Below are 17,978 nucleotides of genomic sequence, written 5' to 3' on the forward strand. Positions count from 1 at the left end.
CAATTTATTATAGAGCCAAAAAAACAGATCCAAAAATTGGATCTGTTAAAAATTATTTCGCATACTCTACTGCTCTTGTCTCTCTTACAACTGTCACTTTGATGTGACCAGGATATTGTAGTTCATCTTCAATTTGTGATTTAATGTCTCTAGCCAACCTGTGTGACTTCAAGTCGTCTATTTCCTCAGGTGATACAATGACTCTTATTTCTCGACCTGCTTGGATTGCGAATGCTTTTTCAACACCATCATAACCTTCAGAAAGTGTTTCTAAACGTTCCAATCTACGTATATAATTCTCTAATGTCTCTTTACGAGCACCTGGTCTTGCTGCAGATAATGCATCAGCAGCTGCTACCAAAATAGATATGATTGACGTAGGTTCTACATCACCGTGATGTGAATGAATTGCATTAATGACAGTGTCATTTTCTGCATATTTCTTAGCTAGTTCAACACCAATTTCTACGTGACTTCCTTCAACTTCATGATCGATGGCTTTACCTACATCATGAAGCAATCCAGCACGTTTGGCTAAGCTGACATCTTCCCCTAGTTCAGCAGCTAACATTCCTGATAAATGCGCTACTTCAATTGAATGTTTTAAGACGTTTTGACCATAGCTTGTTCTATAATTAAGACGACCTAAAACTTTAACTAAGTCTGGGTGCATGTTATGAACATTAATTTCAAATGTGGCTTGTTCACCAGCATCTCTTATAATGTCATCTACTTCTTTTCTAGCTTTATCAACCATTTCTTCTATTCTGCCTGGATGGATACGTCCATCTGAGACTAAATTAACTAATGCAGTACGCGCGATTTCACGTCTAATTGGATCAAAACCAGATAAAATGACTGCTTCTGGTGTATCATCAATGATTAAATCAATACCTGTTAATGTTTCTAAAGTTCTAATATTTCTACCTTCTCTACCAATTATGCGACCTTTCATCTCATCATTTGGTAAATTAACTACTGAAACTGTTGATTCTGTCGTATGATCAGCAGCTAAACGTTGTACGGTAGTAGCCAATAATTCTTTTGCTTTTTTATCAACTTTCTCTTTAGCTTCTTTTTCTTTTTCTTTAACAAGTACAGCAATATCTTGTGACAGTTCTTGTTCAACCCTTTGAAGTTGTTCATTTACAGCTTCTTCTTGAGTGAGACCGGAGATGCGTTCTAATTCTTGTTCATGCTTCATTATTAATGTCTGAACACTACTCTCTTTTGCATCTACTTGTTGTTGTCTTTCTTCAAGTTTAGATTCTTTTTGCTCTAAAATCTCATCTTTTTTATCAAGAAGATCAGATTTTCGATCTAAATTTTCCTCTTTTTGAAGAAGTCGGGCTTCTTGTCTTTGAAGCTCACCACGTCTTTCACGTAGTTCTGATTCAGTTTGTTCTCTTATGATTTGGTTTTCTTCTTTTGCCTCTAATAATTTTTCTTTTTTGATATTATCAGCTTCTTTTTGACCTTGCTTAATAATATCATCAGCAGTTTGTCTAGCTTGTAATTGCTTTTGATGCAATAAATTTCGGGCTACAATATACCCCACAACAACCCCTAGAATAATCCCCAGCAAAATGAGTAGGAGGTTTAATAAATTCACATAAACACCTCCTTTTTCTAGGTATTTGCTTTGTATATCAAAATCTCTTCATGATTTTTATGAATGTATAATAATTATACATATCAATTGTACGTTTATTAACTTGTTAGTGTCAAGATATGAAATTGCACTGGTGTGGTGGTCATTCATTCCAAGCCCCGATCCCCACCTTGCTTTGCTTGTTGAATTTCTAATGGAAATTCTCTTTGCTGGGGCCCCGATCCCCACCTTGCTTTGCTTGTTGAATTTCTTGGTGTGATTTCTTGTGTTGGGTCATATACAACCGGGATATCTATTTAATTGAATTCATTTTATTTAAGTGTTTGCTAAATTCAATGCCATACAGCAAATTGCTATGACTATTTATAACGTTTTCTCAAACTATGTATTCATTGAAAGTTCTATTTTTATATAACAAAAAAGTCTACTACATTTTCACTGATACACTACTTCTGTTGACACTTTTTTCATTGTCCATAACGAAAGTAGCTTATCAAATGTAGAAGACTCTTTTCATGTTTCAAGCAACTATTTAAATGAATCGTTTTGTTTACTCATACGTTTCAAGTAAATTAATATACATGTGTTTAATTCAAAATTAAAGTTTTAAACGCTATTCTTCATCAAATAATGTTTGAGGCGCATCTTCTTCTTTATCCTCAACATCACCATCAAAAATACCAAGTTTTTCTCGTAATTTACGATCAATTTCTTCTTTAACTTGTGGATTTTCTTTAAGATACGTTTTTACATTTTCTTTACCTTGACCCATGCGATCACCGTTATAAGAATACCATGCACCTGATTTATCTACGATATCATTTTCAACACCAAGATCAATCAGTTCACCTTCTTTAGAGATACCTTGACCATACATGATGTCTACTTCAGCAACTCTAAATGGAGGTGCAACTTTATTTTTTACGACTTTAATCTTAGTTCTATTACCAACAATTTCTTGTCCTTGTTTTAACTGTTCAGCACGACGAACTTCTAAACGTACAGAGCTATAGAATTTTAACGCACGTCCACCTGGTGTAGTTTCAGGGTTACCAAACATAACCCCAACTTTTTCACGTATTTGGTTAATGAATATAGCCGTAGTATTCGATTTCGAAATGGCACCAGATAATTTACGTAGTGCTTGTGACATTAAACGGGCTTGAAGTCCCACATGTGTATCACCCATCTCACCTTCAATTTCTGCTTTAGGTGTTAATGCTGCAACAGAGTCAACTACTACTATATCTACTGCACCACTTCGAACAAAAGCTTCGGCAATTTCTAAACCTTGTTCACCATGGTCTGGTTGTGATAGATATAAATTATCAATATCTACACCTAGTGCTTCAGCATATACTGGATCCAATGCGTGTTCGGCATCGATGAATGCAGCAACGCCACCATTCTTCTGTACTTCAGCAATAGCATGTAAAGCTACTGTAGTTTTACCAGAACTTTCTGGACCATAAATCTCAATGATTCTACCTTTAGGATAACCTCCTACACCAAGTGCATTATCTAAAGTAACTGAGCCACTTGATACACTTGAAACACGACGTCCTTTGTTGTCGCCTAGTTTCATAACGGCACCTTTACCGAAAGATTTTTCCATATTTTTTATAACTGTATCTAAAGCTTTTTGACGATCATTATCCAAAGCGAAACCTCCTATTAATGAGTTAATCCTCGTATTAATATCTTAACTAATACTATACATTCATTTGAATCTAATTACAAGTTTTTCGCGAATATTTGTTCGCTTTTATTGAAGTGTCCTACCACAAAATCGAACAAACGTACTCAATAAGTGCTCATATTTTCAAAAAGAAACATTATTTAAACCAATTTAATAATTTTATCATGGCATAATTTTGACTTCTGTTTTGTAATATATTTCGTTTTAACGGCATTTTAAATGTTTCAAATTTAAATATACGTTCATCGCTATACCCAAGATAAACTTGCTCTTGATCATGTAATAACGCTATACCCAATTTAGTTTTATATAAATCTTTTACATATTGTGTTGCGTATTTAAGTTTATCTTCAATATTATCTATCTCAGAGATAAAGACACGTGAATCTGGTAATTGTCCCTCTAGAAGATGATTGGTATCATAATTTTTTAATCGTGTGTACAGTGCGCCATTAGTCACACCATCATATAGACTAAAGCGTGTATCCATAGCATTCATTAGTGCTTGTTCAATTACAATATCATCTGAACCATAATAATATTTACCAATTCTATCAAGAATTGCATTCTTAGTAGGTTCAATTAAGTTTTTACACTCGTTTTTCGTATCGGCATTGGCAGTCAATCTTATATATACTTCATGCGTACCAGCTAACGGTGCGATGGTTGGGTTATCTTGATGATCAATTAAATCCATTAATTCAGTTTCAACTTTAGATTCTCCAATTCCAGCAAATCTCAATTGTTCTGAAAAAATAACGCTATCATCATCCATTAAACAAGGTAATAATTCATTTTTGGCCATTGGTTTCATTTCACTTGGCGGACCAGGTAACAAAATAACTTTCTTATCTTCTATTTCCACTAACATACCTGGTGCCATTCCATAGTGATTTTGTAATACTTTAGCACCTTCAATAACTAACGCTTGTTGTTTATTATTCGGCGTCATTTCTTGACCTTGTTCTTTAAAATAATTTTCTATATATTCTAATGCTGTAGCATCAGTTACTAGATTTTTACCAAGCACTTTTGCAACAGTATGCTTTGTTAAATCGTCTTTCGTAGGTCCTAATCCTCCAGTGAACACAATTGTGTCATATCGTTTTAACCCGTCTTTAATCACACGTTCTAATCTTTGCGGATTGTCTCCAATAACCGTATGTTCAACGACACTTTTTCCAATACTGTTAAATAATCTTGATAAATATTGTCCATTTGTATTGGCAATTTGACCCAATAAAAGTTCTGAACCTACAGCAATAATTGAAATATTCATGTTCATTTCTCCCTATAGTGATAATTCTTACACGACATCTATTATTATAATGTATCGAATGACGCTTATTCTAAAATTTAAACTTAAAAAACCAAGAATAACTAGGAATAGCGTTGTCTTTCTATTCACTAGTATTCTTGGTTATATTTTCACTAATTTAATGTTTAAAAACATCTCTACCTTTATAAAAGTATTCAATACCAGATAAAATCGTAAATAAAACACCAATATAAAGTAATACTTGGCCTATTTGAATACCTATCCAAGTTGCTAATAAATCACCCAGTAAAATCCAGATAATTGCAACCATAGTCACAGCAGTTTTAATTTTGCCTAATTGTCCTGCCGCACTTACAAAACCTTGCTCAATTTGTAATAATCGTAATCCTGTAACTGCAAATTCACGTGCAATAATAATAATGGCTACGACAGAATTCGTAAGTCCTAATTGGACCATAACAATTAATGCACTTGAAACGAGTAATTTGTCAGCTAAAGGATCTAAAAATTTACCCATATTCGTTACAAGTTGCCATTTTCTAGCTAAGTATCCATCAAGAAAGTCACTTAAAGAGGCTACAATAAAAATAATTGCAGCAATAAGTTGCTCAATGCGAATGTCAAATCCACCTAAAATAGATACATTGCCAAATCCAAAGTTCACTAGAGCAAATAAAATGAAAACTGGAATTAATATTACCCTAAAAATCGTGATTTGATTTGGTATATTCATGTTAAAGCCTCATTTCTAATTTTATCTCTTACTTTATAATAGTAACACAGCTAAGACCCATAAGATAAACGTAATGACAATGATACCGCCAATTAATATCATTAATTGAAGAGGTTCTTTATCTTTAGTGCGATATGTAGGTGCTTCATCGTTATGGTATCTGTTCAGAAGTTCATTTAATTGATGTTGACTATCCGGTATTTCCTCACGATGCGCTTGTATCAATTGATATGAATCTATATTTACTACACTCGCATAACGGCGAATAAATCCCTCTGCATAGTCCACTTTCGCTAATTCATCAAAGCGGTTTTCTTCGATTAATTTAAGCGTATCACGTTTAATTTGAGTACGTTCTTCTAACTCTGCTAAAGTCATACCTAACCTTTCGCGTCTACCTTTCAATGTTTCACCAATTGTCTTCACTTTCAAAAGCCTCCACAACCACTATTCAAAAAATCCAAAACCTCCGCCAAACATGTCTTCTCCAAAGTCTAGCGAATTTTTACTTTTAACTGTTTGTTGCTTCATTTGATCATATTCAATTTCTTGATTTTCATTCTCTCTCAATTCAATAATATAATCAAAATCATCCATGCTATAGTTCCCTGATTCTACAAATAAATCAGGATGTTCAACCACCTTAATTGATGGTAATGTCATGACTTCACGAACTAATTCTTGATGCTTAGGATTTGATTCTCTAGCAGTGACAGCGCCATCAATAATATAGACATGATTTGAATCATATTCCCCTTTAATAAGTGAACTGCGAACAGTTTGCTTAATTAAAGTAGAGCTTATAAATAACCAACGTTTATGAGCACATACGCTTCCAGCTACTATAGATTCTGTTTTTCCTACACGTGGCATCCCTCTGATACCAATCAACTTATGACCTTCCTCTTTGAAAAGTTCAGCCAAAAAATCAACTAATAATCCTAAATCTTCACGTTCAAAACGAAATGTCTTTTTATCATCAGCATCTTGTTCAATATAACGTCCATGCCTTACAGCTAATCTATCACGCAATTCAGGTACTCTTAATTTGGTTATTTCTATTTCACTCAGTTCATTGATTATATGTTCAAAGCGATTAACTTTTTCGAGACTATCTGTTTTAATTAATAAACCTCGTCGGCCTTGATCTACCCCATTAATCGTAACAATACTTATGCCTAACATGCCAAGTAAACTTGAAATATCACCTAGTAACCCTGCTCGGTTAACCGTGATTTCATACTCAAGATACCATTCTTTTTTTTCGGCTACTGTCATCAATATCCGCCCCTTGTTTTAAATGGTAACCTACCATTGGAATATTAAAAATTAGTAATCATATTATAGCATTTAGAACTTAATACAAACACTAATTTTTTCATTCTGCGTTTTCAATCTGTCTCAAATTAGATATACCAAGCACCATTGACTTTTTGAATTGTTCCAGTAACACTTTTTGCAAGTGGACTCCACAAATAAGCACATGTATGAGCAATTTCATCAGGAGTTATCATTCGCTGTTGTGGTAACTCTGCTAAAATAGACGACATATCTTCTGAATTAAATGATTCTGCCATATTACCACTTACAAAACCAGGCGTAACTGCATTGACAGTGACATTCGTCATTGCTAATTCCTGGCTTAGCGCTTTAACAAAGCCAATTTGAGCACTCTTCATTGTAGAATAAATGGTCTCCATACTTGCACCTGTTTCCCCCCAAATGGACGAAATAACAATAATTCGACCAAATTCACTATGACGTATTGTATCTATAAAATAACGACAACATCGTATTAATTGCTTAACATGAATATTGTAGCTATGATCAATATCTTCATCAGACATATCTTGTAATAAGCCGTACAAAGCTGTACCACTACTATAAATCAAGCAATCAATATGTTTCACATGGCCAAAAGTTTCTTCCAAATCAATATCTTGTGATAAATCAGCTTGTATAAATTCAACAGCTTCTCCTTCATACTTAGCTTGTAACGTACTTATATCAGATTGAAAATATTGAACAATGACTTCGTTACCTTCCTCTAATAACCGTTCTACAATTGCTGTACCAATACTTCCTGAGCCACCAAGTACTAATGCTCTCATTAAGATTTAAGCTCCAAACGACTATCAACCATATTATCAATATTTAAAAACTTAGATGCTGTTTCATTAATACTATCTAATGTTATATTCTCAATAATATCTAACATATCGAACACACTGACACCCTCAAAATATAATTTAGCATATTGATTCGCTATATATTCAGGAGAATTTAAACTTGAAATATATTCACCAATAAATTGTTTTTTCAATAAATCAAATGCTTCTTGGTCTTTCAATTTACCGCGATGCATGTTGAGTTCATTTAATAACACTTCTTTTAACTTATTTGGATGTTGTGTCGCACTCGTAATGATTGAGAAACAATAGGTAGGTTCGAGCACAAATTGATAGCCAAATGATTCATCAATCAAATCTTCATTCAATAATGTTTGATAGAAATCCGTTTCTTCACCAAATACTAATTCGAAAAATAGTGTCATTTCTAAATCATGTTGTACATATTGTTGTGGCGATGCCTTAGTTGGTTCATTTTTAAATCCTAACATTAACCTAGGTGACTGTAGCTTCATTTCTTCAGTTACAAATGGTGTTATCACTTTAGTTGGCTCATCAATAGTTGCTCTTTCAATTTTAGGTTGATTCGTTTTATCTCTTTTATTTTCATGCGTTTCAACAATATCGCGTATATTTTCTGGATTCACATCGCCAACTACAAATAACACCATATTCGATGGATGATAAAATGTTTCATAACATAGATATAAGTCATCTTTTGTAATATTATAGATACTCTCTACGCTACCAGCTATATCCACTTTAATTGGATGATCTTGATACATTGCACGTAGCGTATTAAACATAATTTTATAGCCAGGTTGTTCTTGATACATTTTTATTTCTTCAGCGATAATCCCTTTTTCTTTATCAACCGTTTCCTTTGAAAAGAATGGTGTCTCTACCATTTCTAATAATCTTAGAATATTACTTTCAACATTATCTGTGGCACTGAATAAATAACTAGTACGATCAAAACTAGTAAATGCATTGACTTGCGCATTATCACTTGCAAATGCAGTAAATAAATCTTCAGTGTCATCCTTTTCAAATAATTTATGCTCTAAAAAGTGAGCGACGCCATCTGGTACAGTTACAAACGCATCTTGATTATGTGGTTTAAAAGTATTATCTAGAGAGCCAAATTGAGTCGTATACGTTACGAATGTTTTTTGAAACCCTTTTTTTGGAATAACGAATAAACGTAACCCATTAGCTAATTCATGTTCAAATACACGCTCATCAATGAGTTCATAATATGTTTCTTTCATTAAGAATGACCACCCTTCGTAAGTGCATAAATTGTATCAAGTTTAGCTTTATTGGCCATAGTTACCACATCTTCTTTAGTAACTTTTTGGATGTGATTAATATAGTTTTCATCTGTTTGCACACATTCTAAAAGTAACTGATTTTGCATAACTTCGATAATACTTTTAGGTCGATCGGCAATCTCATGTCTATGGGAGATGATAATTTTTTTGGCGAGTTCTAATTTATTTTCGTCAAATTCACCACGTTTAAATTTATCAAACTCTTCCAAAATTGTATCTTTAGCAAGTTCAAATTTATCTGCTGATACACCACTTAATACAAAGAGATAACCATTTTTACCATCTAATTGTGAATGGATTGAATAGGCTAGACTTTGTTTTTCACGTACTTCATTAAATAAAACGGATGATGGGTCCCCACCAAACATCGTATTTAATACTACTAATGCATAATAATCTTGTGCCCCAAAACGCGTTGGAAAGCGATAGCCCATATTTAATTTTGCTTGGTCCACTTCATCCTCTTCAACAATATATTGTGGTTCTGAGTTTGAATCCATTAAATACGGTTCATTAGATTGCGTCATTTCAAATGGTTTAATTATAAATTTCGACTTAATTAATTGCTTAACTTCTTGTTCATCTACATTGCCAACAACATAAACCGAACATTGATCATTGTTAATCATATTTTGATATGTATGATATAAGCTTTTAGGTGTAATTGTATTTATTTTCTCAATTTGCCCTGTCGCTAAATAGCGATACGGTTCATCTTTAAACATGTATTTTAATAAATTTAAAAATGAATATTGCGCCTTATTATCGATAATAGCTTCAATTTTTTTAGTTAGTAGAGATTTTTCTTGATTGACAAATGTTTCATTAAACGCACTATTTTCAATGAGTGGTTGATTGATTACTTCATATAAGACATTCAATCCTTTTTCAAAAAGTGGTGTTGAATCTTTGAGGTAACGTTCATTAACAATTTCTAATGAGATAGTGATCACATGTTTATCTTTAAATTTAGAAACAAAACTATGTATGTAAGCACCATATAATTCTGACAGTTGTTTACTAAACGCTTTATCAGTTGACCATTTTTGTGTAGCACGAACTAATAATTTACTAAGTAAAGATCGTGCTGTGATGGTTTCGTAATCTAAAGGTGCCATAAATTTGAAAGTAATCATAGTTGTCTTAAATTTATCTGTAGGTAACACATCGATATGTATGTGTTGATCTTGATTGATTTGTTGTTCTAACATTCATCCACACTCCTTAATATCAAATCTATATTTTTGTACGTGTCAGTTTAAATTTAACTAAACTGCTCTTCACATAATTTAAAGAATATAAAATAGGTTTACCCAATTCATCATAATGTACAACCTTTAATAACATTAAACCTTCATGTGGAGAAGCGTTCAGAATATCAGAAATATGTGGCTCATAACTAATTGCTTCAACTTCTGTTTCAGCAGAAGCAACTTTATGACCGGTATTCGTCTCAATTGCATTTAGCATGGAACCATCACTGATTTGATAATCAGTACAGGTAAGATAATCTTTTGAAATTTTATCCAAACAATAAATAACTGGCTGATGATTTGCAGTGCGTAGACGCTCAATAATTGTAATTGGTTGTTTATCTTCAATGCCTAACATTTGTGCATCTAATATGGAGGCAGGTTGTTCCTCTAAACTCAAATATTCAGTTCCTGAGTGGTAACCTGCTTCTTGAATCATATCGTTTATGCTGAATAATTTATTTAATGGATAGAAGAAGGGGTGTAATGACTTTACACTTGGTCCTTCTTCAAAGTTATCAGTCAAAACTTGTTCAGTAATAAGTTCACCAATTGCATCATAGACATCGTCTGTTTTCACATTCAATTCTCTGGCAATAGATAAATTGCTAGGTAGTTTATCACCAGGTTTTAAAGATTTTTCTTTAATTTGCTTTAGAATATACTCCTTAACTTTAAAAGCTGCATTTATCTCTGTCATCATTTACACCTCTTCATCATCTAAATTTACTAATACTTGTCTTGGTTTACTACCTTTTTGCGGTCCGATAACTTGGTTTCGTTCTAAATCATCCATTAATCTAGAAGCACGATTATAGCCAATTCTAAATTGTCGTTGTAATAGCGACGTACTTGCTTTTTGTTGCTCAATAACAAATATATAGGCATCATCATACAGAGTATCTTCACTCTTCATTTCTGATTTGTCTACAGGTGCATCTGGTTCCATTTCTTTCACGTAATTCGCTTTTTGTTGTTCAACAACATAATTAACAACATCTTGAACTTCTTGGTCACTTAAGAAAGCACCTTGTACACGCGTTTGAGATGACTCTCCATTACCTACATAGAGCATATCACCTTTGCCGAGTAACTTTTCGGCTCCACCAGAGCCAATAATTGTTCTAGAATCAGTTTGAGAACTTACGGCAAATGCAATACGTGAAGGAATATTATTTTTAATGATACCAGTGATTACATCTACTGATGGTCTTTGAGTTGCAACGATTAAATGAATGCCTGCTGCTCTGGCCATTTGAGTAATACGTTGAATGGCATTCTCAACTTCTTTACCTGCAACCATCATCAGATCAGCTAATTCATCTACAATAACTACGATATATGGTAATTCTGCTTGTTTCTCATCGAGTTCTTCATTTTGACGACGTATAAATTTATTATACCCTTCAATGTTACGTGTAGACGAATGTTGGAATAAATCATAGCGTCGTTCCATTTCTGCCACTACTTTTTCTAAGGCTTGAGAGGCTTTATGTGGATTGGTCACTACTGGTATTAATAAATGTGGCACCCCATTATACACATTTAATTCTACCATCTTAGGGTCAATCAACATGAGCTTGACCTCATGTGGTTTAGCGTTTAATAGAATACTAGTTATAATACCGTTAATACATACAGACTTACCGCTACCTGTTGAACCGGCAACAAGAAGGTGTGGCATTTCATTTAATTGAATTGTCATTGGTTCACCAGAAATATCTCTACCAAGACCTACTTCTAATTTGTTACTTGCTGGAAATTTAGATTCAAGCACTTCCTTAAGGGTAACTAATGAAATCTTATCATTTGGCACTTCAATACCTACTGCTGAACGTCCAGGTATTGGCGCTTCAATACGTACATCTTTTGCTGCTAATGCAAGTGCAATATCATTATGTAAGTTCACAATTTTGCTTACTTTAACGCCTTGAGCAGGTTGAATTTCATATTGTGTTACGGCTGGCCCAATTTTAATCTGTTTCACTTTAGCATTAACACCAAAGTTTTTCATTGTAGATTCAAGTATTTGGCCTTTACGTTGAACTTCAGCCTTAGAAGTTGTTTGTTGTTTAGCTGGCTGATTAAGTAATGATAATGGCGGAATGTGATATGCAGCATTAGCCTCTTCTCCCGCTTCAGAAATCGAACCGTTCATTTGATGATCATCATTAGAAGCTGAATCTGACTTTGTATTATGGCGTTGATGCCTTTCGTTATTTTGATTTACTTCTTTAGCATGATCTTCGTTATTAATACCAAATTGTCTTTTCTTGCGCTTGTTAACAGGAGGTTGCTTATTTTCTTGCGACTCACTATGACCATAAATAGGAATGTCTTCCGCTTCTGGATTAACTTCTGGAAAATCACTTACATCTTTAATTTGCTCTGACTCAAGTTGTTCTTGCTCAAATTCATTTTGTCTTTGACGCTCACGCTCTACTTCTTTTTCACGTTGGCGCGCTTCTTTTTTGAGTTTATTTTGTGCTCTTTTTTCTTTCAAATTAGATGACGCACTTTGACTCGAATTTTTCATTTTATCAATTAAAGATTTGACAACATCTCTATGTCTAAGTTTAAGCAATAGTATAATACTTGAACTTAATAAGATTAATGTGAGGATGATGACACCTGCAATGGAAATAAGTGGAATAAATATTTTAAGTAAATAGAATCCTATTAAACCCCCACCGAAATTTGGAAAATGACTATGTTCATAAGCCTTATAGACATAAGATAGAACTGGTTCTCTTTGAGATACCGCCCCTTTTTGAAAATGGTAAATAATTTGTGTTGTAATCAATAACACAAATTGTAGCGATATCAATCCGAAAGTACGTCTTGTCTTAGGGAATTGCTTTTGCATTGCTATATAAACCGTAATTAAACTGAGTAATATGTATGTTAAATAGCGACTCATTCCAAACAAATAATTGAAAAAGCTATCTATCATTCGACCCACAATGCCTAATTGGAACATTCCTAAAATCGACAAAATGACTATTATGATTGCAATAACATAGCGTAAAGAACTGTCCTTCTTCTGTTGCTTTTTTTTAGTCGATTTACGGGTTGTTGCGCCCTTTTTACGGGTTGTAGTTTTTTTCTTAGTTTGTGGCAAAATCGTACACCTTCTTTATTTCTCACTTAGTAACTCTTTGTAAAACATCTAATTCTCATTTTTCCGATATGTATTATTAATATTATTAAAAGTACGAAAGAGGTTGGAACAATACATACCACATTTAGACTCAAAGTGTCATAAAATAAAGTGAATAATTAAGGCTATTCTCAAACGTTGCCTTTAAAATTATTACACAACTGTGATGTTGTCCCGACCTCTTTTTGATTGTATATATCTTATATTTCAGAAATAACTGGTATAATCATTGGACGACGTTTCGTACTTTCAAATAACAATTTACTGATTTGATCTCGCATATTTTGTTTAATGTCAGACCATTCAATACGTTTTTCTTGAAGACCTGCTTCAACAATTTCACGAACCTTTTCTTCTGCTTCCTTCATTAATTCTTCACTCTCACGGACATATACAAATCCACGTGATTGAATTTCTGGACCAGCAGCAATTCGTCTGTTTTTCGGATCCAATGTAACAACTGCGATAAAAATACCGTCTTCTGCAAGTAAATGACGATCTCTTAAAACGATATTACCAACATCTCCTACACCGATACCATCGATGAGAATATTGCCAGAATTAACTTTTTCGTTTAATACCATGTCTTTACCGTCGTAGTGTATAACGTCACCTTTTTCAACTAAGAAAATTTTCTCCGGTGCTACGCCTGTTTCATTAGCTAATTTAGCATGTGCAATCTGCATTTTAAATTCACCTTGAACAGGGATAAAGTATTCAGGTTTCATGATATTAATCATCATTTTTAATTCTTCCATGCAACCATGACTAGATGCATGAATTTTTTTATTATTAGGAATAATATATGCACCTGCACGCACTAATTCATTTAATGTATCAGCAATAATTACTTCCATATTCGCTGATGCAGTAATCGCTAAATATACAGAATCTCCTTCTTCGATATTCATAATTTTATGCTTATGTTGCGCCATTTGACTCAATGCCTCGATAGGTTCGCCTTCCATACCAGTAGCTATAATTACCACTTCGTTTTTAGGGTAATTTCCTACTTCATTAATTGGAATTAGTAAGTCTTTAGGAATATCAAAATATCCCATTTTACGTGCAATATTAAAAGAACTTTCTAATGAACGACCTAAAAATGAAACTTTACGGTTCAATTTACTTGCTGTATTTAATACTTGTTGAATTCTAATAAAATTAGAAGCATAACAAGACACAATTAAACGACCTTTCACTTTCGCAAACGCATCATAAATATGCGATTCAATTACATTCTCAGGTGTATTATAGCCTGGTTTCTCAGCTTCTGTAGAATCACTAATTAATGCGAAGACACCCTCTTCACCAATTTCAGCCATACGTTTGATATCAGGTGCATAGTGTCCTTGTAAACTTTGGTCAAATTTAAATTCACCAGTATATACGATAGAACCGTATGACGTGTGAATACAAATACCTAAACTATCAGGAATACTATGTGTAGTATTAAAGAACGTAATATTAACATTTTTAAATCGCATAACTGAATCGTGATTAACTGTATAATAACGAACTTTCTTCTTAACGTTACGAGACTTCATATTTTCTTTAACAAGCGCTAACGTTAATTTAGAGCCATACACAGGTGCATCAATTTGTTCTAAAATATAGCTAACCGCACCGATAGCATGTTCATGACCATGGCTTAAAAAGATTCCTTTTAATTTATCTTTATTATCAATGACATATTGGATGTCAGGAATAACGATATCTACACCTAACATTTCATCTTCTGGGAACATTAACCCCGCATCTAACATAAACATTTCATCGTCTACTTCAACGATATACATATTTTTTGCGATTTCGCCCACACCACCAAGTGGAATGATACGAATATCGTCATTCTTTTTTTTCACTAAACTCAAAATGTTACCTCCTATTATAAAAATCCCCGTCCATATAAACTCATAATTTATTATAATTTAATTTATGTTGGATGTACACTATTAAAGTGTTTCTCAGGGCATTATAGTCATGATTGAATTTAGTATTTAATAAAAAATAAGGATTGATTTATTAAATCGCGCAAAATAAAAGAAAGTGGGACAGAATTTTTCTTAAATTCGAGTCCCACCCCCGTATGGATGACTAGAACAGAGAAAAACTTGATCTAAATGCCTTCTCAGTTCTGTCAGCTACTTTGAATTTGCAAAATAGCATTATTATATTTTTTATATCCTAGACGCTCATACTAGTAAAACAACAGGTATTGACTAAGTTAAAAATGCGTTTCTAACAAGCACTTTACTGTTTATTTATTTTCATCTAATACTTTGTGAGATGCGTTAACGCGACCTTGTTTATCAATTTCAGTAATTTTAACTTCGATTGTATCTCCAATACTCAATACATCTTCTACTTTATTAATGCGTTCTTTTGAAATTTGAGAAATGTGTAGTAACGCATCTTTACCAGCAAATAATTCAACAAATGCTCCATATTTTTCAATACGTTTAACTTTTGCGTTATAAACTTGACCTACTTCAGCCTCACGTGTAATTTCTTCAATAATTTCACGCGCACGATTGATCATGTCTTGATCAACTGCACCAATAAAGATTGTACCATCTTGCTCAATGTCTAATTTAACACCAGTTTCATCGATGATTTCGTTAATTTTCTTACCACCTGGTCCAATAACGTCTCTAATCTTTTCAGGTTTAATATGCATGATTTCCACTTTAGGTGCATAAGCACTTAGTTCTTTACGTGGTTGATCAATCGTTTGTAGCATGTGATCCATAATTGCCAAACGACCTTGTCTAGCTTGCTCTAAAGCCTCTTCAATGACTTCACGTGTTAAACCGTCAATTTTAATATCCATTTGAATCGCAGTGATACCATCTTTCGTACCAGCCACTTTGAAATCCATATCGCCTAATGCATCTTCCATGCCTTGAATATCTGTAAGTATGGTATAACTATCTTCTCGTGTTACTAACCCCATAGCTATACCAGCAACAGGTGCTTTAATTGGCACACCTGCATCCATTAAAGCTAATGTTGAACCACAAATAGATGCTTGTGATGATGAACCATTAGATTCTAATACTTCACTTACAATACGAACAGTATATGGGAATTCAGATGTATCTGGAATAATGTATTTTAATGCTCTTTCACCTAAAGCACCATGTCCAATTTCTCGACGACCTGGTGCTCTCACTGGACCAGTTTCACCTACTGAGAAATTAGGAAAATTATAATGATGCATGAAACGTTTTTCTTGTTCTGGTCCTAAACCATCAATTAATTGATAATCGCCTAAGGCACCCAATGTGAGCACAGATAAAGCTTGAGTTTGTCCACGTGTGAACAGCCCTGAACCATGTGCACGTGGTAATAATCCAACTTCTGATTCAAGCGGTCGAATTTCATCTGGTTTTCGTCCATCTGGTCTAATCTTTTCATCAGCGATAAGACGACGCACTTCTTCTTTAACTAAATCATTTAAAATTGCATAAACTTCGTCAATTAACAATTCATTTTCAGGATCTGCTTCGTCAATAAATTCAGTTGCAATCTCAGCTTTTAACGTGTCTAAATTTTCATCACGTTGTTGCTTATCAAAAGTTAAAACAGTTTCTTTTAGACCTTTTTCTTCAGTTAATGCTTTAACTCTTGATACTAATGCTTCATCACGTTCTACAGGCACGAATTCTTTCTTAACTGGTTGAATGTGTGCTATCACTTCTTCTTGGAATGCTACTAAACGTTTGATTTCGTCATGACCAAAGAAGATGGCTTCTAACATTTCTTTCTCAGTTATTTCGCTTGCACCAGCTTCTACCATGTTTACTGCATCTTTATGACCAGCAACTTCTAAATCTAGGCGCGAAACTTCTTTCTCTGCGACAGTAGGATTAATGACATATTTACCATCTACATAACCTACATTCACACCAGCAATTGGTCCTTGGAATGGGATATCTGAAACACTTAATGCCATTGAAGAACCTATCATTGCTGCCATTTCTGGTGAACAATCTGGGTCTGCACTAAGCACCGTGTTCATAATTTGAACATCATGACGGTATCCTTTTGGGAATAGTGGTCGAATCGGTCTATCGATTAGACGTGCTGTTAATGTTGCTTCATCTCCTGGACGACCTTCACGTTTTTTAAATCCTCCTGGAATTTTACCAGCAGCATACATTTTTTCTTCATAGTTAACTGTTAATGGGAAAAAGTCACCATCACGTGGTTCTTTAGATGCAACAGCAGTTGATAATACGACAGTATCTCCGTAGCGTACTAGCACTGCACCATTAGCTTGTTTAGCTAGTTGCCCTGTCTCAATCGTTAACGATCTTCCAGCCCACTCAGTTTTAAATACTTTTTTTTCTTGAGACATTATGAATCTCCTCTCTGAAATCTATTAACTACATCATATCATTTATTTTTAAAATTTTATATTAGTGTTTAATATTAAACGATAAAAAAAGGAAAGTACCAAACTAAATGGTGCTTTCCTCTTAATATATTAGAATTAACGACGAATACCTAATGATTTAATTAATTCACGGTAACGTTGAATATCTTTACTACGTAAGTAGTTTAATAAGTGACGACGACGACCTACCATTTTTAATAATCCACGACGTGAATGGTGATCTTTTTTGTGTTCACGTAAATGTTCGTTTAATGCAGCGATTTCTGCAGTTAAAACAGCGATTTGTACTTCTGGTGAACCAGTGTCAGTTTCGTGCACGCGATATTCTTTGATAATTTCGTTTTTACGTTCTTGTGTAATTGCCATAATTAAATTCC

The 17,978-nt window shown here is 33.7% G+C and carries 13 protein-coding genes and 2 pseudogenes; all 15 read right to left on the minus strand.

Annotation, left to right across the window (positions count from 1 at the left end; translation table 11 throughout):
• Positions 1-52: 52 nt before the first annotated feature.
• Positions 53-1,612, minus strand: coding sequence for a ribonuclease Y (gene rny, locus KA828_RS09530; RefSeq protein WP_070855547.1), 1,560 nt, complete (start codon positions 1,610-1,612; stop codon positions 53-55).
• 613 nt (positions 1,613-2,225) lie between these two features.
• Positions 2,226-3,272 carry a recombinase RecA gene (gene recA, locus KA828_RS09535; RefSeq protein WP_053029340.1) on the minus strand — a complete coding sequence of 349 codons (1,047 nt, stop codon included), beginning with the start codon at positions 3,270-3,272 and terminating at the stop codon, positions 2,226-2,228.
• A gap of 175 nt (positions 3,273-3,447) precedes the next feature.
• Complete coding sequence (locus KA828_RS09540) at positions 3,448-4,590, minus strand: CinA family nicotinamide mononucleotide deamidase-related protein (protein WP_210126127.1); 1,143 nt, start codon at positions 4,588-4,590, stop codon at positions 3,448-3,450.
• A gap of 157 nt (positions 4,591-4,747) precedes the next feature.
• A complete protein-coding gene (gene pgsA, locus KA828_RS09545; protein WP_053029338.1) occupies positions 4,748-5,323 on the minus strand; it encodes a CDP-diacylglycerol--glycerol-3-phosphate 3-phosphatidyltransferase in 576 nt (191 codons plus the stop codon).
• Between the two features lie 33 nt (positions 5,324-5,356).
• Entirely contained in the window at positions 5,357-5,749 is a 393-nt protein-coding gene (locus tag KA828_RS09550; RefSeq protein ID WP_075109161.1) for a helix-turn-helix domain-containing protein, read from the minus strand.
• A 21-nt stretch (positions 5,750-5,770) separates the two neighbouring features.
• A complete protein-coding gene (locus tag KA828_RS09555; RefSeq protein ID WP_016930681.1) occupies positions 5,771-6,601 on the minus strand; it encodes a YmfK family protein in 831 nt (276 codons plus the stop codon).
• A 128-nt stretch (positions 6,602-6,729) separates the two neighbouring features.
• A complete protein-coding gene (gene ymfI / locus KA828_RS09560; protein WP_210126128.1) occupies positions 6,730-7,434 on the minus strand; it encodes an elongation factor P 5-aminopentanone reductase in 705 nt (234 codons plus the stop codon).
• The gene (gene yfmH / locus KA828_RS09565) at positions 7,434-8,723 is read right to left on the minus strand and encodes an EF-P 5-aminopentanol modification-associated protein YfmH (protein WP_210126129.1); all 1,290 of its coding nucleotides are present in this window, start codon (positions 8,721-8,723) and stop codon (positions 7,434-7,436) included. Before yfmH ends, ymfI begins: the two co-directional genes overlap by 1 nt.
• A complete protein-coding gene (yfmF, locus tag KA828_RS09570) occupies positions 8,723-9,997 on the minus strand; it encodes an EF-P 5-aminopentanol modification-associated protein YfmF (RefSeq protein WP_210126130.1) in 1,275 nt (424 codons plus the stop codon). The genes yfmH and yfmF overlap by 1 nt, the downstream gene beginning before the upstream one ends.
• Before the next feature lie 25 nt (positions 9,998-10,022).
• Positions 10,023-10,739: a GntR family transcriptional regulator gene (locus tag KA828_RS09575; protein WP_210126131.1), complete on the minus strand. Its 717-nt coding sequence runs from the start codon at positions 10,737-10,739 to the stop codon at positions 10,023-10,025.
• A gap of 3 nt (positions 10,740-10,742) precedes the next feature.
• Positions 10,743-12,425: pseudogene (locus tag KA828_RS09580) on the minus strand (DNA translocase FtsK); the annotation flags it as partial.
• A 74-nt stretch (positions 12,426-12,499) separates the two neighbouring features.
• Positions 12,500-13,160: pseudogene (locus tag KA828_RS13425) on the minus strand (cell division protein FtsK); the annotation flags it as partial.
• 239 nt (positions 13,161-13,399) lie between these two features.
• The gene (gene rnjB, locus KA828_RS09585; protein WP_053029332.1) at positions 13,400-15,073 is read right to left on the minus strand and encodes a ribonuclease J2; all 1,674 of its coding nucleotides are present in this window, start codon (positions 15,071-15,073) and stop codon (positions 13,400-13,402) included.
• A 386-nt stretch (positions 15,074-15,459) separates the two neighbouring features.
• The gene (gene pnp, locus KA828_RS09590) at positions 15,460-17,562 is read right to left on the minus strand and encodes a polyribonucleotide nucleotidyltransferase (RefSeq protein ID WP_053029331.1); all 2,103 of its coding nucleotides are present in this window, start codon (positions 17,560-17,562) and stop codon (positions 15,460-15,462) included.
• 135 nt (positions 17,563-17,697) lie between these two features.
• A complete protein-coding gene (rpsO, locus tag KA828_RS09595) occupies positions 17,698-17,967 on the minus strand; it encodes a 30S ribosomal protein S15 (protein WP_053018906.1) in 270 nt (89 codons plus the stop codon).
• Positions 17,968-17,978 lie beyond the last annotated feature (11 nt).

The sequence above is a fragment of the Staphylococcus sp. GDY8P85P genome, assembly GCF_017892405.1.
Lineage (GTDB): Bacteria > Bacillota > Bacilli > Staphylococcales > Staphylococcaceae > Staphylococcus > Staphylococcus borealis.

Bases quoted from the DNA above. Each gene is read 5' to 3' on its own strand.
- KA828_RS09540 (WP_210126127.1), bottom strand. From the start codon at position 4,590: ATGAATATTTCAATTATTGCTGTAGGTTCAGAACTTTTATTGGGTCAA.
- pgsA (WP_053029338.1), bottom strand. From the start codon at position 5,323: ATGAATATACCAAATCAAATCACGATTTTTAGGGTAATATTAATTCCA.
- KA828_RS09555 (WP_016930681.1), bottom strand. From the start codon at position 6,601: ATGACAGTAGCCGAAAAAAAAGAATGGTATCTTGAGTATGAAATCACG.
- ymfI (WP_210126128.1), bottom strand. From the start codon at position 7,434: ATGAGAGCATTAGTACTTGGTGGCTCAGGAAGTATTGGTACAGCAATT.
- yfmH (WP_210126129.1), bottom strand. From the start codon at position 8,723: ATGAAAGAAACATATTATGAACTCATTGATGAGCGTGTATTTGAACAT.
- yfmF (WP_210126130.1), bottom strand. From the start codon at position 9,997: ATGTTAGAACAACAAATCAATCAAGATCAACACATACATATCGATGTG.
- KA828_RS09575 (WP_210126131.1), bottom strand. From the start codon at position 10,739: ATGACAGAGATAAATGCAGCTTTTAAAGTTAAGGAGTATATTCTAAAG.
- pnp (WP_053029331.1), bottom strand. From the start codon at position 17,562: ATGTCTCAAGAAAAAAAAGTATTTAAAACTGAGTGGGCTGGAAGATCG.
- rpsO (WP_053018906.1), bottom strand. From the start codon at position 17,967: ATGGCAATTACACAAGAACGTAAAAACGAAATTATCAAAGAATATCGC.